This window comes from Mesorhizobium sp. M0910 (assembly GCF_040319465.1).
Taxonomy (GTDB): domain Bacteria; phylum Pseudomonadota; class Alphaproteobacteria; order Rhizobiales; family Rhizobiaceae; genus Mesorhizobium.
The window spans coordinates 414,305-440,337 of record NZ_JAMYNZ010000006.1 but is presented as its reverse complement, the minus strand read 5'-3'; the positions used below and the strand labels follow the sequence as shown (position 1 = coordinate 440,337).

General features: G+C 61.3%; 20 protein-coding genes and 1 pseudogene. 16 read left to right on the top strand and 5 right to left on the bottom strand.

Annotated features, from left to right (window positions below; translation table 11 throughout):
• Window positions 1–173 precede the first annotated feature (173 nt).
• Window positions 174–1,445, top strand: a complete 1,272-nt coding sequence (locus NKH78_RS18095) for an O-antigen ligase family protein (protein WP_352738616.1) — start codon at window positions 174–176, stop codon at window positions 1,443–1,445.
• A gap of 77 nt (window positions 1,446–1,522) precedes the next feature.
• On the opposite strand, the gene NKH78_RS18090 is transcribed toward NKH78_RS18095, so the two are convergent.
• Together NKH78_RS18090 and NKH78_RS18085 are read right to left on the bottom strand one after the other, a co-directional pair.
• Window positions 1,523–2,770: a polysaccharide biosynthesis/export family protein gene (locus tag NKH78_RS18090; protein WP_254816387.1), complete on the bottom strand. Its 1,248-nt coding sequence runs from the start codon at window positions 2,768–2,770 to the stop codon at window positions 1,523–1,525.
• Window positions 2,771–2,941: 171 nt separating this feature from the next.
• Entirely contained in the window at window positions 2,942–3,619 is a 678-nt protein-coding gene (locus tag NKH78_RS18085; RefSeq protein ID WP_352479827.1) for a sugar transferase, read from the bottom strand.
• Between the two features lie 559 nt (window positions 3,620–4,178).
• Here NKH78_RS18085 and NKH78_RS18080 point away from each other — a divergent pair.
• The 8 genes from NKH78_RS18080 to NKH78_RS18045 all read left to right on the top strand — a co-directional run bounded on the left by NKH78_RS18080 (window position 4,179) and on the right by NKH78_RS18045 (window position 12,992).
• Window positions 4,179–4,499: an exopolysaccharide production repressor protein gene (locus NKH78_RS18080; RefSeq protein ID WP_352506982.1), complete on the top strand. Its 321-nt coding sequence runs from the start codon at window positions 4,179–4,181 to the stop codon at window positions 4,497–4,499.
• Between the two features lie 455 nt (window positions 4,500–4,954).
• Complete coding sequence (locus tag NKH78_RS18075) at window positions 4,955–5,977, top strand: glycosyltransferase family 2 protein (protein ID WP_352506981.1); 1,023 nt, start codon at window positions 4,955–4,957, stop codon at window positions 5,975–5,977.
• A 269-nt stretch (window positions 5,978–6,246) separates the two neighbouring features.
• Window positions 6,247–6,648 (top strand): hypothetical protein, encoded by a 402-nt coding sequence (locus NKH78_RS18070; protein WP_352506980.1) that lies wholly within the window; start codon window positions 6,247–6,249, stop codon window positions 6,646–6,648.
• A 132-nt stretch (window positions 6,649–6,780) separates the two neighbouring features.
• Window positions 6,781–7,647, top strand: a complete 867-nt coding sequence (gene exoK / locus NKH78_RS18065; protein ID WP_352479829.1) for an endo-1,3-1,4-beta-glycanase ExoK — start codon at window positions 6,781–6,783, stop codon at window positions 7,645–7,647.
• A gap of 85 nt (window positions 7,648–7,732) precedes the next feature.
• Window positions 7,733–9,064, top strand: coding sequence for a UDP-glucose dehydrogenase family protein (locus NKH78_RS18060; RefSeq protein ID WP_254816094.1), 1,332 nt, complete (start codon window positions 7,733–7,735; stop codon window positions 9,062–9,064).
• A gap of 31 nt (window positions 9,065–9,095) precedes the next feature.
• Window positions 9,096–10,175, top strand: a complete 1,080-nt coding sequence (locus NKH78_RS18055; RefSeq protein WP_352479830.1) for a glycosyltransferase — start codon at window positions 9,096–9,098, stop codon at window positions 10,173–10,175.
• 187 nt (window positions 10,176–10,362) lie between these two features.
• Entirely contained in the window at window positions 10,363–11,532 is a 1,170-nt protein-coding gene (locus tag NKH78_RS18050) for a glycosyltransferase (protein WP_352738618.1), read from the top strand.
• Window positions 11,529–12,992, top strand: coding sequence for a lipopolysaccharide biosynthesis protein (locus tag NKH78_RS18045; RefSeq protein ID WP_352883391.1), 1,464 nt, complete (start codon window positions 11,529–11,531; stop codon window positions 12,990–12,992). The genes NKH78_RS18050 and NKH78_RS18045 overlap by 4 nt, the downstream gene beginning before the upstream one ends.
• Before the next feature lie 222 nt (window positions 12,993–13,214).
• On the opposite strand, the pseudogene NKH78_RS18040 reads toward NKH78_RS18045, so the two are convergent.
• Window positions 13,215–14,267 (bottom strand): annotated as a pseudogene (locus NKH78_RS18040) (polysaccharide pyruvyl transferase family protein); the annotation flags it as partial.
• A 302-nt stretch (window positions 14,268–14,569) separates the two neighbouring features.
• Between NKH78_RS18040 and NKH78_RS18035 the strand changes: the two are divergent.
• The 6 genes from NKH78_RS18035 (at window position 14,570) to NKH78_RS18010 (ending at window position 22,173) form a co-directional block, all read left to right on the top strand.
• A complete protein-coding gene (locus NKH78_RS18035; protein WP_352506976.1) occupies window positions 14,570–15,742 on the top strand; it encodes a glycosyltransferase family protein in 1,173 nt (390 codons plus the stop codon).
• An 11-nt stretch (window positions 15,743–15,753) separates the two neighbouring features.
• Complete coding sequence (locus NKH78_RS18030; protein ID WP_352506975.1) at window positions 15,754–16,746, top strand: glycosyltransferase family 2 protein; 993 nt, start codon at window positions 15,754–15,756, stop codon at window positions 16,744–16,746.
• Complete coding sequence (locus NKH78_RS18025) at window positions 16,746–17,696, top strand: glycosyltransferase family 2 protein (protein WP_352738686.1); 951 nt, start codon at window positions 16,746–16,748, stop codon at window positions 17,694–17,696. The genes NKH78_RS18030 and NKH78_RS18025 overlap by 1 nt, the downstream gene beginning before the upstream one ends.
• A complete protein-coding gene (locus NKH78_RS18020; protein ID WP_254816101.1) occupies window positions 17,686–18,636 on the top strand; it encodes a glycosyltransferase family 2 protein in 951 nt (316 codons plus the stop codon). Before NKH78_RS18025 ends, NKH78_RS18020 begins: the two co-directional genes overlap by 11 nt.
• A gap of 70 nt (window positions 18,637–18,706) precedes the next feature.
• A complete protein-coding gene (locus NKH78_RS18015) occupies window positions 18,707–19,603 on the top strand; it encodes a UTP--glucose-1-phosphate uridylyltransferase (protein WP_352649782.1) in 897 nt (298 codons plus the stop codon).
• A 149-nt stretch (window positions 19,604–19,752) separates the two neighbouring features.
• Window positions 19,753–22,173, top strand: a complete 2,421-nt coding sequence (locus NKH78_RS18010; RefSeq protein ID WP_352883388.1) for a polysaccharide biosynthesis tyrosine autokinase — start codon at window positions 19,753–19,755, stop codon at window positions 22,171–22,173.
• Between the two features lie 15 nt (window positions 22,174–22,188).
• On the opposite strand, the gene NKH78_RS18005 is transcribed toward NKH78_RS18010, so the two are convergent.
• Both NKH78_RS18005 and NKH78_RS18000 read right to left on the bottom strand, forming a co-directional pair.
• On the bottom strand, window positions 22,189–22,953 hold the full coding sequence (locus tag NKH78_RS18005) for a metallophosphoesterase family protein (protein ID WP_352738626.1): 765 nt from the start codon (window positions 22,951–22,953) through the stop codon (window positions 22,189–22,191).
• A 130-nt stretch (window positions 22,954–23,083) separates the two neighbouring features.
• Window positions 23,084–24,991 carry a propionyl-CoA synthetase gene (locus tag NKH78_RS18000; protein WP_352738628.1) on the bottom strand — a complete coding sequence of 636 codons (1,908 nt, stop codon included), beginning with the start codon at window positions 24,989–24,991 and terminating at the stop codon, window positions 23,084–23,086.
• Between the two features lie 172 nt (window positions 24,992–25,163).
• On the opposite strand from NKH78_RS18000, the gene NKH78_RS17995 reads away from it, so the two are divergent.
• Window positions 25,164–25,961: a DUF2259 domain-containing protein gene (locus NKH78_RS17995; protein WP_352738630.1), complete on the top strand. Its 798-nt coding sequence runs from the start codon at window positions 25,164–25,166 to the stop codon at window positions 25,959–25,961.
• Window positions 25,962–26,033: the final 72 nt, after the last annotated feature.

The window sequence follows — 26,033 nt, the reverse complement described above, 5'->3', positions numbered from 1 at the left end:
GCAGGAACGACGCGCCCAGTTGGCATTCGGGTGACAGGCGGCGCCGGATGCGTTATATTGCACTGCACAATGCGAGCACCTGCAGGCGAGGCTCCCATCGATCCGATGAATCGGCCCACGAAATCGGCCCATGAAACGGCATTGAGCTGCAAGGACGGAAAACCGATACCGAGATGAAGATTCCAAAATCTCTGTTGATCGATCCGGACAAGAACACGGTCTATGGCAGCTTTGCCGTTGCCGTCTCGATCTGGGCGTTCTCCTACTCGACCATTTTCGGCCAGGCCATGATCCTGGCCTACTATGCAGTCTGGCTGCCGCTCATCCTGGTCGACTACCGCAAGATATTAAGGCACGCTTCCAGCGCCTGGCTTCCGCTGGCCTTTGCAACCTATGTCTGCTTCTCGGTGTTCTGGTCGGCAGCTCCCGGCACCACGGCAAGGACGGCCGTCCAATATTGTTCCCATATCGCCTGCGCCTACATTGCCGCACGCACCGTCAGCGTCCGGACCTTGACCATAGGCGCCCTGATCGGGATTTTCATCGTCCTGCTCTACTCGCTCAAGGTCGCGAGTTATTCCTACGACGTTCTCGATGGGACGTACAATTTCGTCGGCGCGTTCAGCTCCAAGAACCAGATCGGCTTTGTCGCATCGCTTGGCATTTATTTCTGCGTTGTCTACCTCGCCTTTCTCAGGCGGGGCCGGACAAGCTTTTTGTTGATCGTACCGATTGTCCTTCTATCAGGCTATCTACTGGTCGTGTCGCATTCGGCCACTTCGATGGCATCGACCCCGGCGGTTCTCGCTCTGGTCGCCCTGCTTTCCATCGGCAAGGTGCTTTCGCTCCGCCATCGCCGGGTGATTTTCATGATCGGTGCGGGCGGGCTGGTCGCCTGCACCGTGATTGCGCTGAATCTCGGGCTGATGGACTTTGTCCTTGGCCTTTTCGGCAAGGATTCGACGCTCACCGGACGAACCTACCTCTGGCAGCAGGGCTGGAATGCTGCGCAGCAATCGCCCATGCTCGGCGTCGGCTACGCGGCCTATTGGGTGCAGGGCTTCTCCGAGGCCGAGCGGCTGTGGAACGAATTCTACATCGCCGCGCGAAGCGGCTTCCACTTCCACAACACCTACATCGAGACCTTGGTGGAACTCGGCTTCGTCGGCGCGACACTGCTTTCGCTGATTATCCTGCGAACGCTCTGGGGTCACGTCTCGGCGCTGATATTCAGGACATGGCAAGCCGACTCCGTGATTCTTGCCGGCGTCATGGTGCTTCTGTTCATCCGATCCTTCGTCGAGGTCGAGACCCTCAATCCCTACATCATGGGATCGTTCCTGCTGTACTATAGCTACTTCAAGCTGGTGAGGGTGCCGGCCGTCGCTGCTTCCCGGTGGAGCGCCGCGGACCATCTGGAGGAACCGGACGCCGTGCGAGGCTAGAGCGGGCGGATACCAAACGGCAAAAACCCCGCAGACCGCTGCCCACGGGGTTGGTGCTTCGCTCCGGTCGAAAGAAGCTACTGGATGGCCAGGGGCGCCGGTTTAACCTTGATCACGTCCCCTGGCAGCACCGGCGTGTCTTCGTCGGCGGTGATTTCGCTGGTCTTGCCGTCGACCACCCGCACCAGGGAAAAAGACAAGGCCGCTGGTTCGTTGTTGCCATAGAATTGCGGCATGGGGCTGCCCGACAAGGCTTCGGACATCAAGGCCTTTTCCATATTCAGCTTCAGCGTCACCTCGTTGAGATCGGCTTCCGTCTGTTGCCGGTCGGTCGCGAGGCTGGAGTTCTGGGTGTTCTCGAGATCGATGGCGTCCTGGGTGGCCTTGCTGATCGACTGCTTGGCCGTGAGAATCGCCGTTTCGTAATCCAGGATCTGGCCCTCAAGGTCGGCGATGGTTTGCTGCGAGTTCAAAACGCGCGTGTTGACGACCAGGCCCTTTTGCGCCAGCGAGCCGATGCCGTTGAGCTGCTCCTTCGCCAGATCAACCTGCTTCTGCTGGTTGACGATCTTTTTCTGCAGCGAATCGATCTCGCTCTGCAGCAGCGCCTTCAAATCGTCGAGCGCCTGCAAGCGCAGCTTGAGTTTCTTCTGGTCGGCTGCCAGGATCGCCGTCTCATCGGCAACGATGCTGGGCAGCTTCGGATCGTCGGCCACCTCTTTCGGCACCGCGAATGTCGGCTTGTCCGCCAGTTCCGCTTCGATGCGGGCGCGCTTGACGGTCAGCCTGACCAATTGGTCTTGTAGTACGTCGAAATTGCCCTTGGCATTGATCAGGTCGCGATCGTAGCGCTGTCCGCTCTCCGGGGTCCGCCGGGCTCCGCCGGCAATGCTCATCGCTTTCAGCACGGTCAACCCAGGCACACAAGGATACTGGCCAGGCGCTTGCACCTCGCCGGAGATGTAGAATGGCCGGTACTGCGCCATTTCGACGGAAGCCTCCGGCCTGTCGGCCAGAGCGAGCTTGCGCTGCAGCGCCTCGCCGAGCGATGCGGCGATCTCCGAAGTCGTCTTGCCGGATGCGGGCATCTCGCCGACGAAGGGAACCGACAAGGTTCCAGCGGGCCCGACCGTGTATTCTCCATTGATGGCCGACCAGTCGCGGAACGTGCCTTCGACGGTCTGCCATTCCGCCACGCGGATGGTCAGCTTGTCCTGTGCTCCAAGCCGATAGTCGTCGGCGAAGGCAAACTGTGGCAGGGCTAGCGACAGCGTCAGGCCGGTCGCCACTGTAAGGCAAGTCGTCAAAAGTCGTACTCGCCGCATGCGTCTGGAGAGAATGCCGGTGCAAAAAATATCGATTATATCTGCTTTCAACTGAGCGTTTCCGATCTGGTTTGCCCCGCCCGATGAACTGCCGATGCCTGAGTTAGGGGCCTGAGTTTCGGGCCCGAATTCTGGACAGCTGCTCCTCGATGTACGGCCAGCAAGCGGCCGTCAGTAGCAGCCTCGCGACATCCAGACCGCAGGTACGGTCTTGATGATGATGCGAATGTCTTCGAACATCGACCAGTTCTCGACATAGTGCCTGTCGAACGCGACGCGGCTGTCGTAGGAAACGTCGTTGCGTCCGCTGACCTGCCATAGCCCGGTCAGGCCGGGGCGCGATTTCAGGTAATAGACGGCCGAATTGCCATAAATCTCCAGCTCGTCGCGCACCACGGGACGAGGCCCGACCAGGCTCATATCCCCCTGCAGGATGTTGATGATCTGCGGCAACTCATCGAGGCTGAGCTTCCTCAGCACCGCTCCGACGCGGGTGATCCGCGGGTCGTTCTTCAGCTTGCGGGTCGCGATCCATTCGGCGCTGGCCTCCGGATTCGCGGCGAGATAGGCAGCAAGCACCCGCTCGCCGTCTGGAACCATGGTGCGGAACTTGAGGCACGGAAAAATCCGTCCTCCGCGGCCGATCCGGCTATGACCATAGAAAATCGGCCCGCCATCGGAAAACTTGACAAGCAGCGCTATCATCACGAACAGCGGGCTGAGAGCGACCAGGCCGATCAGCGAACCGGCAATATCGAAGCTGCGTTTGAGCAGGCCGCCGATCGGTGGCGGAAAATCGACACCGGCCTGCGAAAAATCCGCATCGGCCGGCTTGGCTACGTCCCTCATGCGTAAACTCCATACGTTGAACGGATGGTTTACCGCACGATACCAAAAAAATGCTGCAGCGCAACACACAATTTCCCAGACGGCTGTAATAGTCACGTCATGAACTGACTAAATAATAAACTCGTCCTGCACAAAATTTTGCCTTTATGTCGCAAAAGAGACGGATTATGGGCAATTTTGGAAAAGCTAGTCCAATTTTGAGGCTGATTTTAGGCGAATCGCTCATTATACCCTGTTGTGGAGCTTTGTCGTCATTTAGAATTTCGAAATAACGACTGATGTTGTGATAAAATACTAGTCGATATCATAAATCTTACTGGAGCGAGTCGATATCCGGCAATCAGTGGTGATGCCGACGTGTGCATTGCACCATGGCAGAGTCGATCCCGAGGATTCGTTTAAAATTTATTCCGCAGCTGCCCTTGCCGGCTATTGCGCGGCTCAATAGAGTTGCAAATTGTTTCTGTCGGACTAATGGACAGATTGGGCTAGGCCGGAAGCAACCGGCCAGAAGCGGGCAACCTAAATAAGCTCGCAGAGTTTAAGGGAGGTGCTCGGGGTGGGCTTGTCGACATTTTTTCCCGAGCCGGTGGATGGGCTATCGGGTATGTCACTGCCAAAGTTCATTATCGGAATGTGTTTTGCGCTGGCGATCGTGATCGTCTGGTCCTATTTGGGCGGCGCCTCGCTCGGTACGACGCTGTTTCGCGTCATCGGCTGTGCCATAGTCATCCAAATGGGTTATTTTCTACTGGTCTTTGCCATGGTCGCCAGAAATGCCCCGACCCCGGCCGACAAAATTCGCGACGCTGAACGAAAGCTGAGTTCGAACGAGGCGGCCGAAGGCGAGAAATTCAGCGCAAGGAGAGGCCTTCACTGATTTCGGGCCTGGCCGGGTCTGCGATGTCCATGTGACCTATGGTTAAGCTCGCCGGTCCTCTGACGAATTGCTCGCCTCGACAACACCGGCAGTCGGCATTCCTGTTCTTTCGTTTCCTTGACACTGCGGGCCTCGACGCGCTCGCTCCGCCCCGCCGCAGTCCGGTCGGCCAGGACCAGCAACTGGTTTTCCGCCAGTCGAGCGCTCTGATGGAGCGTGTAGGAACGGCTCTGCCAAGCGGCGCATTTCTGGAGCCATCCCGATTGAGGCTCGCCGCCTGCCCAGCCGGGCCATGACACCCAGCAGAATGAAAAACTGGACGGCGCCGATGATTTTGGCGATGCTTGCTTCGCACTTGCAGCATAGGCGTTTGGGCCGATGCATTTCAGGTTGGGCGGTGGGTCATTGAGCGGTCGGGGCGAGGAAATCCGCAACGACTTCTGCAATCGAGAGGCATGTCCATGACATCATTCCAGGTCTGCGTGATCATCGCCGCACGCAATGCGGCGCGGACAATCCCGGCTGCCATTGCATCGGCATTACGCGAACCTGAGGTTGCGGAAGTTGTCGTCGTCGATGACGCGTCCACCGACGATACGGCGAAAGTCGCCCACGCAGCCGGCGACGGCACGGGCCGCCTGTCCGTCATCCGCTTCGACGTCAATCGCGGCCCCTCCTTTGCACGCAACGCCGCGATAGCCGGTTCCAGGTCGCCGTTCATCAGCATTCTGGACGCTGATGATTTCTTTTTCGAAGGCAGGTTTCACAGACTGTTCGCCAGCACCGATTGGGATTTCGCCGCAGACAACATCATGCTTGTCAGGGATGACGCGGCAACCGACGTTTCGAAAATCGTTGCTCCACCGTTCTCGCCCGAGCCGGAATTCCTCGATTTCGAGGGCTTCGTCGATGGCAATATCTCCAGGCGCCGTGTGCAACGAGGGGAACTGGGCTTCCTCAAGCCAGTGATCAGCCGCGCCTTCCTCGATCGGCATGGGCTGCGCTACGACGAGAAGCTGCGCCTGGGTGAAGACTATGAACTGTATGCGCGCGCGGTTGCCCATGGCGCGCGCTTCAAGGTCATCAAATCCTGTGGCTACGGCGCGATCGTGCGCGCCGACTCGCTGAGCGGACGGCACAAGACCCAGGACCTGAAGCATCTGGCCGATGCCGACCTGGCACTGCTTGCGATCGACAGTTTGCCGGAGGCATCGAAGGCTGCGCTGAGAAGGCACGAGCGGCACATCCGCGACAAATACCGGTTGCGGAAGTTTTTAGACGTGAAGGCTGAGCGCGGGTTGGCACCGGCCGCGGCCTACGCCTTGGCCGGCTCGTCCAACCTCACAGCCGTCGTCCGCGGCGTTGCCTCCGACAAGCTGGATGCGCTGTTTCGCCGCGCTGGCCTCGCCGCGAAGCGTCAGCATGTGCCGCCGCTGCGCTTCCTCATGGCCGGAACCAGCACGGCCAGCGATAGCTAGGCCCGTCAACGTGCGATGGCGGTAGCCACTCCGTTACCCTTAGGTCGGCTCGCACCATTTCAACGAGATTCATGAGTTTACGATCTAGGTGGTTGCCTATGCGCGCAGGGAATGGCAATCTATGTTGCGGTGCAGCAATTTTGGACGGCCAACCGAACTGGCCCGAGACATACCCTGTCGGAGGAGCTGGACGATGCAAGAAATGTCTTTTGAATGTGGACGGGCTCTAAGGCCGTTCACCAGCTCGACGATGACGGGGCGCTGACTACATGGCCTCGATCTTTCGCTTCCGATCGAGAGATCCGGCGCGCGACACGCAGACCGACACCTCGCGCCTCGATCGCTTGGCAAAGCTGCTGGACCAGATCGCGGCCGAAGTCGAGGCGGAGAAGAGCGGACTTGAGAACCGCTACAGGACAACGGCCACCAATGCCGCCTTTCTGGTCGAGGCGATGGAGAACGGTTCGGTCTCCTCGCGCAGGTCTTCCGAAGTCGGCGAACTGACCAGGTCGATTCTGAATTGCGAGCGGCGCATCACAGCGCTGTCGCGCCAGATGCAGATGATGAAGGATCTCCGTCATTCGCTGGATGAAATCTTCGAGCCGAAGCGGCAGAACGGTCCCGACATGAGGACTGATTTTGTGAAGCCCGCCGATTCCGGCACGGGCTGAGCGAACACCCTGGGTCGGCGCAATGGTTTAGGCACAACACGGAGCTTGGGAGCGACAGAGGTCAAGATCAGGTTGTTTCGTCACGGTTCGAACGATCGCTTTGGGGGCGCACAGCACAAGGTGAGTTTTGATATGAATGCAGATCTTAAAAGCACGTCCGCCCCGGCACCCCGCGGCACCCCGTTCACGCGCCCGATCTCAGGCAAGCTGCGGCCGCTCCGTTCAGACGGCGCGTTTCTGCTGATCGTTCTCGTCAGTCTGGTTGCGGGCCTTGTACCCGTCCGTGCCCAGGATCTGCCAACCGCGCCGTCTTTTGTCGATGATTTCACCAGCCTCAGTCGCGCGCGCTGGTACATTTCCGACGGCTGGACGAACGGCAAGCATCAGAACTGCACCTGGTCCAAAAACCTGATCGGGCTTTCCGACGGCATGCTGACGCTCGGTTTCGAGAAGCGCAAGCTGAAGGATCGCGAATTCGCCTGCGCCGAGATCCAGACCAAGCAGCGCTTCGGCTACGGCACCTACGAGGCGCGGATGAAGACCGACACGGGCTCCGGCGTCAACGCGGCATTCTTCAGCTTCGTCGGCGATGCCGACAAGCAGCCGCATGATGAAATCGACTTCGAGGTGCTGACCAAGGACACGTCCAAGGTTCAGGTCAACGCCTACATAGCCGGCAAAGGCAAGAACGAGAAACTGGTCGACGTCGCCGGCGGCACCGACAAGGCCTTCAACGACTACGCCTTCGTCTGGGAAAAAGACCGGCTGCGCTGGTACGTCAACGGCAAGCTTGTCCACGAGATCACCGATCCGGCGAAGCTGCCCACCCATTCGCAAAGGATCTATTTCAGCCTGTGGGGCAGCGACACGATGAAGGGCTGGATGGGGCCGTTCTCGGATCCGGGCCGCAAGCTCACCATGCAGGTGGATCGCGTTGCGTTCACCGCACTCGGCCAGCCCTGCCAATTCCCGGAATCGCTGGCATGCAACACAAACTAGAAGCGCATCTGAACCGGCCGGGCCGAAGGTGGTCGGAAAACCGAAGCTTGAACACGCCCGAAGCCTTGAACAGGAATGAAACCGAATGAATTTGACTGTCTTTGGAATCGGCTATGTCGGTCTTGTACAGGCGGCGGTGCTTGCCGAAGTCGGCCATCAGGTGGTCTGTGTCGACATCGATGCAAAAAAGGTCGAACGGCTCAACCAGGGCCATGTCCCGATTTTCGAGCCCGGGCTCGAAAACATGGTCAAGGAGAACCATGCCGCCGGCCGCATCAAGTTCACCACCGACGCCGCGGCGGCGATCAAACATGGACAGATCCAGATGATCGCCGTCGGCACGCCGCCGGGCGAGGATGGTTCGGCAGACCTCAAATATGTGCTGGCCGTCGCCGAGGCCATCGGTCGTGAGATGGACGCGCCCAAGATCGTCGTCGGCAAGTCGACCGTGCCGGTCGGCACCTGCGAAAGAATAAAGGCCAGGATCGCCGAGACGCTGAAGGCGCGCGGGCGCGAGGATCTGGTTTTCGACGTCGCCTCCAATCCGGAATTCCTCAAGGAAGGGTCCGCTGTGAGCGACTGCATGAAGCCCGACCGCATTATCGTCGGCACCAGCAACGAGGACACCGAGGCGGTGATGCGCGAGCTCTACGCGCCGTTCAACCGCAACCACGAAAAGATGATCGTGATGGACGTGCGCAGTGCCGAGTTCACCAAATACGCGGCCAATTGCATGCTGGCGACCAAGATAAGCTTCATGAATGAAATGGCCAACCTGGCCGAGCAACTGGGCGCCGACATCGAGGAGGTCCGCAAGGGCATCGGCAGCGACCCGCGGATCGGCTACCACTTCATCTATCCGGGCCTCGGCTATGGCGGCTCGTGCTTCCCGAAGGATGTGCGTGCCCTGATCAAGACCGCCGAGGCTGTCAAGTTCGACGCCAAGCTGCTGCGTGCCGTCGAGGAGCGCAACAACCAGCAGAAGTCGGTCCTGTTCGAGAAGGTGCACCGCTATTTCAAGGGCAATCTCAAAGGCAAAACCTTTGCGCTGTGGGGCCTCGCCTTCAAACCCAATACCGACGACATGCGCGAGGCCCCGGCCCGCACGCTGATGGAAGCGCTCTGGGCCGCCGGTGCCAATGTCCAGGCCTATGATCCGGAGGCGATGCAGGAATGCCAGGCGATCTACGGGCTGCGCGACGACCTGCAACTGTGCGGCACCAAGGAGGCCGCGCTGCGAGGCGCCGACGCGCTCTTGATCGTGACCGAGTGGAAGAGTTTCAGCGCGCCGTCCTTCGATGCATTGAAGAACGCGCTGACCAGGCCCGTCATCTTCGACGGACGCAATCTCTACGACCCCAAGGTCATCGCCCGCCACGGCATCGAATACCACAGCATCGGCAGAATGGCGGCGTGACGCTAGGGCGGTCCAGCAAGGAGCCAGGTCCATGAAAGTTCTGTTTGCAGGCGGCAACGGCTACACACCGCAGTTCAGCGGTGGCGTTCAGTCGAGCACGCACCATCTGGTCGAGCAGCTGCGCGAGCACGGTCATGACGCCTCGGTGCTGGCGGCGCTGTTCGGTGACGGCATGTTCGGTTTCAAGGCGCGCGCCAAGATGAAGCTCCTTCGCCAGCGCGCGGTCATCGACAGCTATCCCGGCTATCCTGTCGTGCGGGCGTGGTTTCCCTGGGAGGCGGCCCGCTTCGCCGTCGAACGGCTCGATCCCGATGTCGCCGTCGTGCAGTGCCACAAATCGGTGCCGATCGGAAAGGCGCTGCAGGCGCTCGGCGTGCCGCTGGTGGTCTATCTGCGGAACGTCGAATTCCACGAATTGGCCGGCGACCTGCGCGAATTGCATTCGGCGCTTTATATCGCCAACTCCGAATTCACGGCGCGCACCTATAAGGAAAAGTTCGGCATCGACTCGACCGTAATCCCGCCGACCATCAATCCCGGGCTCTACAGCACGCCGACCACCGGTGAATTCGTCACGCTGATCAATCCTTACAATGAAAAAGGGTTCGAACTCGCCGTGCGCATCGCCGGCCAATGCCCCGAAATCCCGTTCCTGTTCGTCGAAAGCTGGAAGCTCGACGACGACCACCGGGCGCAGATCGAACGGATCATCGCGCCGCTACGCAACGTCAGGCTGGAAAGCCGCACCAGCGACATGAAGACCGTCTATGGCCGCACCAAGATCCTGCTGGCGCCCAGCAAATGGGAAGAAGCTTGGGGGCGGGTGGCATCCGAGGCCCATTGCAGCGGCATTCCAGTCGTCGGATCCCGCCGCGGCGGTCTGCCGGAAGCGATTGGCGCCGGCGGCGTTGTGCTCGACTATGACGCACCGCTCGACGACTGGGTCGCCGCGGTCAGGCGACTATGGAGCGACAAGGCCGAGTACGATCGGCTGTCGGCGGCGGCGCAGCTGTTTTCGGAGCGGCCGCAAATGAACCCCGACAGTCAGTTCACGACCTTCCTCGGCGTTCTCGACAACGCCAGGCAAGGCGCGCTGGAGCGTGCCGCCTGATGCATTTCGTCCAAAACCGTTTATGTCGCCCAACAGCCCGCTTTTGCGCCTGACCGGGGTGTGAGCGACTTTGGGACAACAACATGCACAACACCAGACGCTTGAAGCGCCTCGCACGGCGACGACGGGCGTCAGCCCTCATCCGTGCGAGCAGATCGCCGACCGGCCTCGAAAGATCGTCCATTCGATGAAGATTTGCTTCGTAGTTGATAAGTTCCCCTCTTTGTCGGAGACCTTCGTCCTTGACCAGATAGAAGGGTGCCTCGAGCGCGGCATGCAAGTCGGCGTCGTCTGCAACGAGACGTCCTTCGGCAAGGACAGCAACATCGACGATCGCCGCTGGCAGGCTCTCCCTGGCAAGGTCGTCTGCTGGTGGGGCGGGCTGGGGCGCTTTCGCCCGACGCTCAGGAAATGGTCGGGCAGGTTCTGGGATAAGCTCTCGACCGCCGTCGACATCGCTTTTGCGCGCAAATTGCAGAACGCCGATGTGATCGTCGCGCATTTCGGCAATAACGGCATGCGCGTCGCCCGCGCCATGAAACGAGGCCGGATTTCCGCTCCTTTGGTGACCATATTCCACGGCCGCGATGTGGGGGAACCGCTGCATGACAACACGCTCACGCGCTACAAGGTTGTCTTCGACAAGGGCGTTCTCCAGCTCCCGGTGAACGCGTTTTTCCGCGATGCCCTGATCGGCGTCGGAGCACCCCCGGCGCAAGTCATGGTTCACCATATGGGCGTGCGGCCCGGTGAGATCGGCTACCATTGGCGTTCCTGGGAACGGGACACACTGTCCTTCATCTCGGTCTGCCGGCTGACCGAAAAGAAGGGCATCGAATTCGCCCTTCGGGCGCTCGCCAGCCTGCCGCGGCGCGACTGGGTCTATGCGGTGATTGGCGGCGGCGAATTGCTGGAAGAGTTGAAGAAGCTCGCCGCAAGTCTCGGCATTGCCGACCGGGTGACTTTCCTCGGGCCGCGTCCACACGCCGAGGTCAAGCAGCGCCTGCGTGATGCCCACGTATTCCTGTTGCCGAGCGTTACCGCGCGAGACGGTGATCTCGAGGGTATTCCGGTGGCGTTGATGGAGGCTATGGCCGCCGGGCTGATCGTCGTCAGTACCTATCACTCGGGCATTCCCGAACTGATCGAAGATCAGGAGACAGGCTTCCTCGCACCGGAGCGAGATGTTGCGGCGTTGGCCCGCAAGCTTGTCTGGGTGGCCGAGAACCCGGGCAAATGCGAGCGCATCGCACGTGCGGCGCGCCGTAAGATCGAGCAGGATTTCAACGCGGACGTGCTCAACGAACGTTTTGCGCAGATCGTTGCCCAGCTGGCCGAAGCCAGGCGCCCGGCATGAACGCCAACCCGCCCCCCCAGTTCGGTCGTGTCGCCCTGCGCGGCGGCGTGGTGACGATCGGCGCGCAAGGCTTCAAGATGGCGATCCAGTTTCTCTCCGTCATCGTGCTTGCGCGTCTGCTCGTGCCCGAGGATTTCGGCCTGGTCGCTTCCGTCGGGCCGATCGTGGCCTTTGTCGGGCTGCTTCAAAACCTTGGCCTGCAGCAGGCTGTGGTCCAGCGCAAGGATATCAGCACCGAGCAGCTCAACCAGGTATTCTGGATCAGTGCGTTGGTCGGGCTGGGCAGTGCCGTGATGGTGGCATGCCTGGCACCCGCCATCGCCGCCTTCTACGGCGATCAACGCATGGTCGGGATCACCATCGGCTCTGCCTTGCCGCTGCTGCTTGGCAGCCTCGCCGCGGTGCCGCTGGCGCTGATGAACCGTCACTTGCGCTTTGGCCAGCTCGCGCTGAACGACATGATAACCGCTGCTGCCGGACTTGCGACTACAGCAGCCGCGGCCTATGCGGGGCTGGGCTACTGGTCGCTGGTCATCGGCCCGGCGGTATCGGCTGTTGTCGCGCTGGCCGCGGCATGGCAGGTGGCGCGCTGGACGCCGTCGCGGCCGGACCTGAAGGTCGATACCGACATATTGTCCTTCGGCGCCAATCTGACCGGCTTCAATCTGGCCAACTTCTTCTCGCGCAATCTCGACAACATCCTGATCGGAAAATATTCGGGCGCGATCGAGCTCGGCTATTATGACCGCGCCTATAAGCTCCTGCTGTTCCCGCTGCAGAACATCAACCAGCCGCTGACACGCGTGATGGTGCCGCTGCTGAGCCGCATCCATGAGGACAAGGCGCGGTTTCGCGACATCTATGTGCGAACCAACTGGATGCTGGCGGCCGTCACCATGCCCGGCATCGCGGCGCTGACGCTAACGTCGGACCAGGTCGTCGGGCTTCTCTTCGGCGAGCGCTGGGCGGCGGTGGCGCCGATTTTCGCCTGGCTGGGCATCGCCAGCCTGATCCAGTCCGTCTCGAGCACCACGGGATGGATCTTCATCTGCCAGGGCAAGACCAAGACCATGTTCCACTGGGGCATCTACTCGTCGCTGACGACGGTCGCCGCCTTCATCATCGGCCTGCACTGGGGCGCCGTCGGTGTCGCGGCGGCCTATGCAATCAGCGGCTATGTGCTGCGCGTTCCGGTACTTGCCGTTCTTGTCCACCGGGTCGGCCCGGTGACCGCAGCCGACTTCCTGGTCATGCAGGGGCTTTTCATCGCGTCGTCGCTGCTTGCCTGGTCCGTCTACCGCGAGCTGCCGGCATCGCTGACTGGCCAGTCAGACCTGCTCGCGGTGGTCCTGGCGGTTGCCCTCAATTATTCGATCGGCCTGGTCCTCATGATTGCCCTTCGCCAGTCGCGCAGCGCCCTGTTCACCACGCTTTCCAGCGCCATGCGCAACGCCCGCTAGGCCGGCAATCACCGGCCTCAAAAGCTCACCTGCCGACATTGCCGACGCATGCTCCTCAAGCACTGCCTGAAGACTCGTCCTGCGATAGAGGTCGAGATTGGCGGTAAGTCTGCCGAGCTTCTCGCTCGCTTCCTCGGGCGTCACCGTATCGATGTCGAGCAGCAGGTCGGCGACGCCGATCCGCTTGGCAAGTTCCTTGGTCTTGAATTCATAGGCGATCGGCAGCACCGGCGTGCCGACGCAGAGCGACATGATCATCATATGCATGCGTGTTGCGACGACGAAGTCGAAGCCTTTCACCAGGGCCATCAATTGCTCCGGCGTGTGGAACGAAGCGTCCACGCTGACATGTTCGGCGATCTCCGGATCGAGTTCGGCAACGATCGCCCTCGCCGTCTTGGAATCGTCATGGGCGTATTCCGGCACGCCCTGGCAGGTGGAGACGAAGGTGACCTCCTTGGCGTGGTCCCTGACCAGGATAGTCGCGATCTCGCGGATCGAGTCGATGTAGCGGCGCATGCCGCCCTCGCCGTCGCTGACATAGTTCCAGTGACGGACGGAAATGGCGACGCGGCCGGTGACGGTGGCCGACTGGCCGGAGGCCAGAATTGTTCCGATCCTGTCAGTGTCGGCCAGGGCAAAGACGGCGTCGGCCACGACGTGGCATTTGCCGGGGTTTTTCACCATGTCCACAATGTGGCCCCGCGAACGTTCGTCGCGCAGCAGGATGAGCGGGCTCCGGTCGAAGATCGGGCTCAACTCCTGGCGATTGTAACTTTTGTTGAACGGGCCGAGCGATTGTGTGAAGAAGACCGGGTCCTTGCCCAGAATCGCGTCGATCCTGAATTGTTTGAGGCGCCGCTCCAGATTGTAGGTCTCGACGAGATAGGTTCCGCCTGTCGTGACCACGAGATCGGCGTCTTTGTAGATCTCGAGACCACGGCGATTGCTTGAGCTGAACAAACGCCCGACAACGCCGCGGATGCCGAACCGCCGCAGGGCATTGAGGACGAGCCGATTGTAGATCGGCTTGAACAGGTTCTTCAGCCCGCTGCCGTATTTGTAGCGGAACAGCGATTCCGACAACAGCTTGTGGAATTCGAGGTCCGGATAGTCCTTCTTCGTGTAGAGCCTCGCCGCCACCTCCGGCTGGCTGTCGAAGACGTAGAACTGGATATCGTCCTGCACGATCGTCTTGAAAACATGGCGAATCGCCAGGAGAATCGCTGCATCCCCGGTATTCAGGCAGACGGTGTTTTCAACCGCGATCTTCATGGAATGACCTCATTTCGTGAGTAGTCCCGTGCTTCCATCGACGGGCGCGAAGGGGCGAATTGCAGGCGGGTTGGCCGAAAATGCTGCACGCCAAGGATGGTCCTCGCGTCGTGATTATTGGCGCGCAGTCCGATGGCAGGCCAGCGCGCGGTCCATGCGGCCCAAGCAGAGCGAGATTAACCCATCGATTTTGCAGTGCAACAAAAAACGTGGATCTTTGCTACGCTGCAACCAAAAATGTTGCGATGCAGCAAGAGGTGTACTAGCATCGTCGCGGGCGGGCCAACAGCGGTCGAGTTTTCATGCTGCATGTCTTGTACTTGGTACACGACGTCTCCGACCCGGCAGTGCGCCGGCGGATCATAATGCTCAAGGCAGGCGGCGCCCAGGTTACGCTGGCGGGCTTTCGTCGTACGGCAAGCGCAGTTGCTGATGTCGAGGGCTTGCAGCCGATCGATCTCGGCCCGACTCGTGATGGCCGATTCGCCCAACGTCTGGCCGCGATCATGAAGGCGGTGGTCTCGACCGGCTCGAAGCTGGGCTCAATGCCACGGCCCGATCTCATTATCGCGCGCAATCTGGAAATGCTGGCGCTTGCCCGCCGCGCCAGGTCGGCTTTCCAGGCAACAGTGCCGATCGTCTACGAGTGCCTGGACATCCATCGCCTGCTGCTTCGCGACGATTCGCTGGGCTGGGCGATGCGCGGTGCGGAACGCTTCCTAGCCAGGGATGTGAAGCTTCTGGTGACCAGCTCTCCGGCCTTCATCGCTAACTATTTCAAGCCGTTCGGACAGGTTGCCGCTCCGGTCGAACTGCTCGAAAACAAGCATTTCGAGCCGGCCGCAGCTTCGCTGGATGACCGCATTACGGCGGAGAATCCCGTTGCGCCGCCGTGGCGGATCGGCTGGTTCGGTGCGCTCCGCTGCCGTCGCTCCCTGGAGCTTCTGGCCGAATTTTCGCGCCGCCTCGACGGCCGCTTTGAAATCGTCCTCAGAGGCCGGCCGGCGCTGTCCGAATTTCCCGATTTCCATGGTTTTGTTCAATCGGAACCCTGGCTGTCGTTTGGCGGGCCCTACCGCAATCCCGAGGACATGGCGGCGATCTACCACGAGGTTCACTTTTCCTGGGCCATCGACTTTTTTGAGCAGGGCCTGAACTCCGAATGGCTGCTGCCGAACCGGCTCTATGAAGGCTGCCGCTTCGGAGCTGTGCCGATTTCGATGGGAACCACCGAAACCGGCCGGTTCCTCGACCGGCAAGGCATCGGGGTTCTATTGTCAGAAGCCACCCCCGAGGCGCTCGAAGCCGCAGTCGGCACGATGGAGCAGCATCGGTTCGAGACATTGAGGGCGCGTGTTCTTGCCCGCAATCCGCGCACCTGGAGCCACGACCGCGCCGATTGCCGGGCGTTTGTGGAAAAGCTCCGCGGGCTGACTGCGGCTCCCGGTCCATATGCTGCCGAAGCATTGGCATAGAAGGACTGCCGATGACGCAAACCGACATTCCATCCTGCATGATCGTGGTTCCGTGCCTGAACGAAGCGGCCCATATCGGCGCATTGCTTCGAGAGCTTCGCCCTGCGGCCGAGAGGCTGGGCGCCGTGATCATCGTTGCCGATGGCGGCAGTACCGACGGCACCAGGACGATCGTCGCGGATATCGCCGCAAAAGATCAGCGGGTGACCCTGCTGCACAATGAAAAGCGCTTGCAGAGCGCGGCGATCAATCTCGCCGTCGCCAGATTCGGGGAAGGCGTCGACTATCTCATTCGCATCGATGCGCACGGCGGCTATCCCGCGGATTATTGCGACCGGCTGATCGAAGAAGCGCAGGCCACCGGCGCGGATTCGGTCGTCGTCTCGATGCTGACCAGTGGCAGCGGCATGGTTCAGAAAGCAGCGGCAGCGGCGCAGAATTCCAGGCTCGGCACCGGCGGCTCCAAGCACCGGCACCTTTCGGCGGGGGAATGGGTCGATCATGGCCACCATGCGCTGATGCGGATATCGGCCTTCACCGCGGTCGGCGGCTATGACGAGACGTTCAGCCACAATGAGGATGCCGAACTCGACTATCGGCTCCGCCAGGCCGGCTACCGCATCTGGATGACCGGCAAGACGCAGATGGTCTACTACCCGCGCTCCTCGCTAAAGGGCCTCTATTTTCAGTATCTCGGCTATGGCCGTGGCCGGGCGAAGAACGTTCTCAAGCACCGCATGATCCCGAAGATCCGGCAAATGGTGCCGCTTCTGGTGTTCCCCGTGGTTCTTCTCGCCGCCTTTTCCTTCGTCCACTGGCTGGCGGCCGTGCCGCTTTTGCTATGGGCGTCGGTCTGCCTCGGCTACGGCTTTTTGACCGCCGTCAGCCAGCGCAAACCCGACATTGCGCTTGCCGGGGTCTCGGCGATGGTTATGCATTTCGGCTGGTCGGTCGGTTTCTGGCTGCAACTGCTCGCACCGCGACCGCAGCGCGAGGTAGCGTGATGGAGCCGGTCAGGAAAAATCGAAGCATCGATATCTGCATCTGCACATTTCGCCGGCCGGAGCTTGCCGACACGCTTCGCTCCATAGCGGCCATGGATATGCCCGTGGGATTCGACGTCGGTGTCATCGTTGCGGACAACGACGATACGCCGACGGCCGAAACGCTGGTCGCCAGGCTGGCGGGGGAGTTGAAGCTGCCGGTGACCTATCGGCACGCCCCGGCCCGCAACATCTCGATCGCGCGCAACGCTTGCCTCGATGCCAGTGCGAGGGATTTCGTCGCCTTTATCGACGACGACGAGACGGCCACCGCCGGCTGGCTTGCCGAACTGGTGGCGACGGCGGAAGCAACTGGTGCTGCGGCCGTTCTCGGGCCGGTGCGAGCCCGTTACCGGGCGGATGCGCCCGCCTGGATGCGCAAGGGTGATTTCCACTCGACCCTACCGGTCTGGGTCCGCGGCGAGATCCGCACCGGCTATACCTGCAACGTCCTGCTCAGGATTGGGGCTGAGAGCCTGCGCGGCCAGCGCTTCAGCCTGGCACGTGGCCAGACCGGTGGCGAAGATACGGAATTCTTCGACCAGATGGTCAAGGCCGGCGGCCGCATCGCCTTTTCGCCGGAGGCTTGGGTCGACGAAGCGGTGCCACCTGCCAGGGCGGCATTCGACTGGCTCGGCCGCCGCCGGTTCCGCGTCGGGCAGACGCACGGTCATCTTCTGGGGCGCAATGTACACGGCCTTGCCCGGCTCAAGCAGGTCGGCATTGCCGCGGCAAAGGCCGCCTACAGTTTCCTGTCGGCAATTCCGGTCGCCATCGACCCCGTGCGCCGGAACCGCAGCCTGCTTCGCGGCATTATGCATGTCGGCGTCGTCACCGGCCTCGTCGGGGTTCGTGAAATCCGCCAATACGGTCTGTCTTCGCCGCAGCAAGGGGGCAAGCGTGCAGCCTGACGTGAGCTTCGTGATTGCCGCCTACAATGCCGAGGCGACCATCGATCGGGCGATCGCCAGCGCCATTGCCCAGCGCAATGTCAGCGTCGAGGTCATCGTCGTCGACGACGGGTCGGCCGACCGGACGCTCGATCTGGCGAGATCCTACCCCGAAGGCATCGTACGCGTGGTCGCGCTTGAGCAAAACCGTGGCCCCGGCGGCGCCAGGAACGCCGGCCTTGAACTTGCCCGCGGCAGGTGGGTCGCGGTCCTCGATTCCGACGACGCGGTCTATCCCGGGCGAATCTGCACCATGATCGAACGCGCGGAGAAGGCGGGCGCCGAGATCGCGGTCGATAATCTGCAGGTCGTTCGCGAGGATGGCGTTGCCGAAGAGACGATGTTCCCGGCCGACTATCTGGAAGGGCTCGGTGAAATCTCGCTGGCGGATTACATCGCCGGCAATGTGGTCTTCGAATCGAGATTCAATCTCGGCTATCTCAAGCCGATCTTCCAGCGCCGGTTCCTGAACGAAAACGGGCTGCGCTACGATGAAAGCTTGATCATCGGCGAAGACTATATCCTCCTGGCCAATGCTCTGGCCAAAGGCGGCAAATGCGTGGTCGAACCGACGACAGGCTATGTCTACCACATCCGCACCGGCTCCATTTCCCGGGTGCTGGAGCTTCATCACGTCGAGGCGATGCGCAGGGCCGATGCCATCTTCGCCGGAACCCATTCCATGGATGCTGCGGCCGCGGCGGCGTTTGCCAGGCGCGCTCGCAGCCTGCGGCGGGCGGCGTCATTCCTGTCGCTGGTTCAGCACATCAAGGCGCGGTCCCCGCTTAAGGCGATATGGACGGCGCTCAGCGATCCGGCGGCGGTTCGGCATATGAGCATGCCGATCGCCGTCCGGCTGCGAAGGGTAGCGGCACAGTTTGCCGTGGTGGCGGGGAGGTGAAGGGCTGCGGGCGAATGAAGATAGTTTTCGCCGCCTGCGACGGGTTGAAATCGATCAGAAGGAATATGCAATGAAAAAAGTCAGGAAGGCAGTCATACCGGTGGCAGGGCTTGGAACGCGGTTCCTGCCGGCGACCAAATCCATGCCGAAGGAAATGCTGCCGGTGGTCGACAGGCCTGTCGTGCAATATGCGGTGGATGAGGCGTTCGAGGCAGGTATCGAGCACATCGTCTTCGTTACCGGCCGCAACAAGGCGGTGATCGAGGACTATTTCGACCTGCATCCTGAACTGATCGGAACCCTGGAGCAGAGCGGCAAGAAGGCGCAGCTTGAAGCGCTCGAAAGCCTGCTTCCCGTCGCCGGCGCGACAAGTTTCATCCGCCAGCAGTCGCCGCAGGGCCTCGGCCATGCCGTGTGGTGCGCGCGCGAAGTCATCGGCGACGAGCCCTTTGCATTGCTTTTGCCGGACATGGTGTCCTTTGGCGGGCGCGGCTGTCTCGCCGAAGTCGCCGATCTTTATGCACAGACCGGCGCAAACGTCATCGCCGTCGAGCGTTGCGACCCGACCGAGACCAGCAAATACGGCATTGTCGGCCGCGGCGCGGATGTCGGCACTGGCTTCGAGGTGACGGCCATGGTCGAAAAGCCGGCTCCGGCCAACGCCCCGTCGAACTTTTACATCAACGGCCGCTACATCCTGCAGCCCGAGATATTCTCGCTGCTGGGCAGCCAGCAACGCGGCGCCGGCAACGAGATCCAGCTGACCGACGCGATGGTGCGCCTCGCACAGACGCAAGCCTTCTTCGCCCAGCCTTTCGACGGCCGCATGTTCGACTGCGGTTCGAAGGAGGGCTTTATCCAGGCCAATATCGCTTTCGCGCTGGCGCGGGAGGACATGAAGGGCCAGATCTTCGATATGCTGCAGGAATTCGTCCGGTCGCACCAGCGTCGGGAAGAAGCCGCATAATGTCCATTTTTTTGAGGCATTGTGGGCGCGGCTGATGACGCAGGACAGGCCATTGCGCCGCGCGTAACGCGCACTGTCCGGCGCAAGGTTTGCACCCTATGTCCCGACCTTCGAGGCGGTAGCGCCTGCAAACTAGAATTGGACCGAAGATGAACTATGCCAATTTTCCTGTCGAGAAGAGGACGCCATTGCCGGCTTCGAGTGCGGCAAACGCCGAAGACTTCATCGACATCGAGCGCCTGCTTGGCATGGCCGCGCGGCAGGCGAAAGTGGTTGCCGCCTGTGCCGTCATCGGTCTCTTTCTCGGCGTCCTCTACTTGCAGACGACGCCTCCTACCTATGTGGCGACGAGCAGCGTGCTGATCGACGAAGGATGGAACAAGGTCGTCGACGACATTTCGGCGGCGTCGGTCAGCATGCAGACCGACTCCGCCGTTCTGAGCCAGATCGAAATTCTGCAGTCGGCCAGGCTGGCGGGGGTGGTCGTCGACAAGCTGAAGCTCGATCAGAACGACGCTTTCATGAACCCTCCGACGTCGGCCCTGTCGAAGGTCGCAGGCTTTGTACGCGGTCTCATCCAGTCTGTCCGCCCCAAGCGCGCCGCTAGCACGACCGACGTCACTCAGCTTGATGCTGCGACGCGTGACGCGATCACCGCATCGTCGTCGCCCCGTGACTACGCAATCTTCAAACTGCAGAACCAACTCGACGCCGAGCGGATCGGCCGAAGCTTTGTCATCAGCATCTCCTTCCAGGCGACGGATCCGGCGCTTGCGACCGCCATCACCAAGGCCTATGCCGACGCCTATCTCGCCGATCAGCTCGATGCCAGCTTCGACGCGACTGAGCGGGCGGCGGTCTGGCTGCAAGGCCGGCTGACCGAGCTTCGTGAGAGCTCCCAGGCGGCCGCACTGGCGGTCGAAAAGTTCAGGGCCGAACATGGATTGGCCGTTAATGACGGCCAGCTGATCAGCGACAAGCAACTGTCCGATCTCAACACCCAGCTGATCGTCGCGCAGGCCGATACCGCACGTGCCGGCGCCCGCTATCAGCAGTACAAGTCGATCGTCGAAAGCGGCTCGGACAATGCATTCAAGGACGCTGCGATATCGAACGACCAGCCGAGCAGCTCGGTCATCACGACGCTCAAGAACCGCTATCTCACCGTCGCCAAGCGGCAGCAGGATGTCGAAGCCAATTTCGGCCCGCAACATCCGCAGGCCGTCGCGCTCGCCAAGGAGAAGGCCGACATATCGGCGCAGATTTTCGGCGAGCTGAAGCAGCTCACCGAAAGCTACCGCAACGAATACGAGGTCGCTTTGGCGCGCGAGACCGCGCTCCGCGCAAATGTCGCCTTGGCGGCAGGCAAGAGCTCTATCGACAACCAGTCGCAGGTCAAGCTGCGTGAGCTGGAGCAGAAGGCGACGGCGCTCTCGACGCTCTATCAGACATTCCTGAACCGCTATGAGGAGGCTGCGCAGCAGCAATCCTTCCCGGTCGGCAAGATCCGGGTCATCTCCGATGCGACGATGCCGCAGTCGGCCGCAACCCCGCGGACGGCCATCGTGCTGGGGCTTTCGCTGGCGCTTGGCATAATGATGGGGGCCGGGGTTGGCGGCCTGAATGAATTCAGGGAACGGTTCTTCAGGACCGGCGAGGATGTGCGCGACCGCGTCGGCCTCAAATTCCTCGGCTACCTGCCGGTCATCGGCAAGGCTGGGAAGGACGATCAGCGCGACGACGGTCAGCCCGACGTCAAGGCCGCCGAAACCAGGACCGCCAAGTCCTCCAAATCCCAGTCCTCCAAAACATTGTCGGCAGCCGAAAAACGTGCGCGCATGCGGGTAACCGTCGATGCCCCGGCATCAATGTTCTCCGAGACGCTGCGCAACGCCAAGATCGCCTTCGATGTCGTGATGGAAGGCCAGGGCAGCCGGGTCATTGGTGTGATCTCGGTGCTGCCCGGCGAAGGCAAGTCGACGGTTGCCGCCAATCTTGCCGGGCTGCTTGCGGCCAACGGATCGAAAACGCTGCTGATCGACGGTGACTTGCGCAACCCCGGCCTCAGCCGCAGCCTTGGCATGGAGGCCGAGCAAGGCCTGATGGAAGCGGTGGTGAGCGGGCGGACCTGGCAGTCGGTCGGCAAGATCGACCGGCAGACCAAGCTGGCGATCATCCCGGCCGTCCTGCGTGGCCATTTTTCGCACACCAGCGAGCTTCTGTCTTCGGCCGGCATGCGGCGCTTCATTGATAATGCCAAGGAAACTTTCGAATACATCATCGTCGATCTGCCGCCGCTCGGGCCAGTCGTCGACGCCAAGGCCTTCGCCCCGCTTGTCGACGGTTTCGTGCTGGTCGCCGAGTGGGGACGCACGCCGCGGGCAATGGTGCAGTCCGTGCTGAGCTCAGAACCCTATATCGCCAAGAAGATCGTCGGCGCGGTTCTGAACAAGGTCGAATTGAAGAAACTGGCCAAGTATGGCTCGATCGGCGGCTCCGAAAGATTCTTCGACAAATATTCGAGCTATTATCTGGAAAAATCGGAAGCACGCACAAAGGCGGCTGCCTGAGCGACGATATCGCGCTCAGGAAAATATCAACCTGGCGCGTTTGTCGGCGATCCTGACTGCGGTCAGCCGGCCGCTTTGGAAGGCGCCCGTGTCGATGCCAAGCCGGCGTCCCTCGAGCTTCGGAAACTCGACCGGCGTATGCCCGTGCACCACATAGCGGTCGAGAAGATGTGCGGCTTCGAAGAACTCCGAGCGGATGTTGAGCAGGTCGTCCTCATCTTGTGCGGCGAGGTCGATGCCCGGCCTGATGCCGGCATGAACGAATACGAATTTCGCCGAACAGACCATGACCGGCAGCGCACGCATGAAACTGACGTGGTCGGCGGGAATGATCTCTCGAATGCGCCCGTCGACCTCCTCGTTTGAACCGTAGAGATCGGCCATGCGCTCCGGGTCGACGCCGTAGGAAAACAGCGTTTGCAGGCCGCCTATCGCCAGCCACGACTCTCTCGAAATGATCCCGTCGAGATAGTTCAGCATCACGACTTCGTGGTTACCGGCAAGACAGATACGCTGGAAGCCTTGGAGTGGCGGCGCCAGCAGATGATCGAGCACGCGCGCCGACTGCGGACCACGATCGACGTAGTCGCCAAGCATGATGATGAGCTTGCGTCCCTCGAAAGACGCAGAATCGAGCAGAATGTTCTGCTCCAGGGAGCGAAGCTCCTTATAGCAGCCATGCACGTCGCCGATCGCGTAGACGACTGATTCCCGGATATCGATCTCGAGCCGCTGGCGCGCCGCGGTCCGGGTGTTTCTCGATCGCTGGAACAAGGTCACGAATGGCGTCCCGTATGGCTGTGAATGCGCCTCGATCTCGAAACAACATTGCGACGCAGCGCGTGGATACCATGTCTGGCACCGGTCGTTCCATACCCGGAGCTTCGAACGCAACTCGGCTTCGGCGTTCTTACAGGCCGATCCCGCGGCCCTTCAGTGCTGCGGTGATCTCGTCGAGGATGGCGGGGTCGTCGATCGTCGCCGGCATGGCCCATTCCTCCTTGTCGGCGATCTTCTGCATGGTGCCGCGCAGGATCTTGCCGGAGCGCGTCTTCGGCAGGCGCTTGATCGTCACTACCGTCTTGAAGGCTGCGACAGGGCCGATCCGTTCGCGCACCAGCGTGACCACCTCGCTCTCGATGATCCCTGCATCGCGGTCGACGCCCGCATTCAGCACGACGAAGCCGAGTGGAACCTGCCCCTTCATCGCATCGGCAATGCCGACGACGGCGCATTCGGCAACGTCGGGATGCGCGGCCAGCACCTCCTCCATGGCGCCGGTCGAGAGCCGGTGGCCGGCGACATTGATGATGTCGTCAGTGCGGGCCATGACATAAAGATAACCGTCCTCGTCCATCATGCCCGCATCCGCGGTCTTGTAGAAGCCGGGGAATTCCTCGAGATAGGCTTGGCGAAACCGCTCGTCGGCATTCCACAGCGTCGGCAGGCAGCCGGGGGGCAGCGGCAATTTCACCACGACATTGCCAAGCGTACCACGCTTGACCTCATGCCCGGCATCGTCGAGCACGCGGATGTCATAGCCGGGCATCGGCACGCCGGGCGAGCCGTATTTGACCGGCAGCAGGCCCAGTCCGGCGGGGTTGATGGTCATCGGCGAGCCGGTCTCGGTTTGCCACCAATGGTCGATCACGGGCACGTTCAATTTCTGCTCCGCCCATTTGATGGTTTCCGGATCGGCGCGCTCGCCGGCCAGGAACAAAGTACGGAATTTGGACAGGTCGTATTTCGGGACGAATTCGCCCTTCGGGTCCTGTCCTTTGATGGCGCGGAAGGCGGTTGGCGCGGTGAACAGCGCGACGACGCCGTGCTCGGCAATCACCCGCCAATAGGTGCCGGCATCGGGCGTGCCGACCGGCTTGCCCTCGAACAGCACGGTCGTGCAGCCATGCAGCAGCGGGCCGTAGACGATGTAGGAATGGCCGACCACCCAGCCGACGTCGGAAGCCGCCCAAAACACTTCGCCCGGCTTGACGCCGAACTCGTTTTCCATCGACCATTTCAGCGCGACCATATGGCCGCCATTGTCGCGCACGATGCCTTTCGGCTGGCCGGTCGTGCCCGACGTGTAGATGATGTAGAGCGGATCGGTGGCAAGCACCGGAACACAGTCGACATTGGCGCCGGCGGCCCGCTCACGCGCCACGGCGTCGGCATAGTCGATATCGTGATTTTCCCTGAACTCGCAGCGCAATTGGTCGCGCTGCAGGATGAGGCAGGCTTCGGGCTGGTGCCGCGACATCTCGATCGCTTTGTCAAGCAGCGGTTTATAGGCAACGACGCGCCCTGGCTCCACGCCGCAGGAAGCGGAGATGATCAGCTTCGGCTTGGCGTCGTCGATGCGGGTGGCGAGCTCATGCGAGGCAAAGCCGCCGAAGACCACCGAATGTACGGCGCCGATCCGCGCACAGGCAAGCATGGCGAAGGCTGCTTCCGGCACCATCGGCATGTAGATGATGACGCGATCGCCCTTTTGGATGCCGCGATTCTTGAGCACCGAGGTCAGCGCGACCACCTCGCGCTTCAACTCGGCATAGGTGAATTTCCTGATTGTGCCCGAAATCGCGCTGTCATGAATCAACGCGATCTGGTCGGCACGGCCGCCCGCCACGTGGCGGTCGACGGCATTGAAGCAGGTGTTGCAGGAAGCGCCGTTGAACCACCGGCCATAGACACCGGCATTGGCGTCGAACACGGTCTCGAAGGGCGAGAACCATTCGATAGCGCCCGCGGCATCGGCCCAGAACTTTTCCGGGTCGCGTTTCCAGCCGTCATAAACCTCGTGGTAGCGTGACGCCATCCAGCTTCCTCCCCAGGAATGTTTGCTGTCCTTGAAATAGCGTATGCTGGTTTGTGTAACCATGTATTTGTGCGTTTCGTTTGCCGTCGTTCTAATTCGGCGGCAAATGCAAGGCCGTCGTGGTCTGCGGGGCTGGTATCGACCGAATTTTCGACATTGGGGGCAGGGCGCGATGAGATTGCGGTATGAGCTTGGGTTTGCCGCGGTTGCGACGCTGGCTGTGGGGCTCGCTTCAGCTGCTCAGGCCGGCGATGCGGCGGCACGGCGTATCATCGGCTTTTCGCCCGACGGCAACTATTTCGCCTTCGAGCAGTATGGCACGCTCGACGCTGGTGCTTCGGATTCGGGCTGGTCGGAGATCGACCTCATCGACACCCGCACCGATCAGTTTGTCGGCGGCAAGCCGATCCTCATCGTCGACGAGACGGAGGATTCGACGCTGACACTTGCGCAGGCGAGGGCACAGGCCGCGGAGCAGGCGGCGCCCTTGCTGGCCAAATATTACATAGCGCCGCGTGGCGAGCGGACTGCCTTGGACAGGTTCACCTTTCCCGACGACATGGTCGCCTACAACGACATTGCGCGCCTCGAGCAGGTTTCGCAACAATGGCTTTCGCCGACCTATGACGAGCTTGGCATCTCGACCATTCAGCTCGAGCAGATTCTTGCCGATAGCACGGCGGATTGTTCAGCGAGTTTCGACGGGGCGCAGCAGGGCGAGACGACCGGCAAGGCGCTCGGCTTTCGCCTGACGCTGCAGGGCCAGGACGGTCATCCGATCAAGGTGTTGCACGAGGACAAGACCGTACCCGGTTCGAGGAATTGCCCGACCTCCTACAGCGTGTCGGAATCCTACACCTTCACCCCAGACGGCAAAGCGGGCGTGGTTGTCGTGCTCGTGCAGCGCTTCAGCCAGGGATTTGAAGGGCGTGACCGCCGTTTTCTCGCCGTGACAGGCCAGGTGAACTGAGGCAACGCGCTGGGAAGTAGTCCGCTACCCGAGTTGTTGTCCCTAAAGCGGGAGGGCAGCGAGCATAAGTCC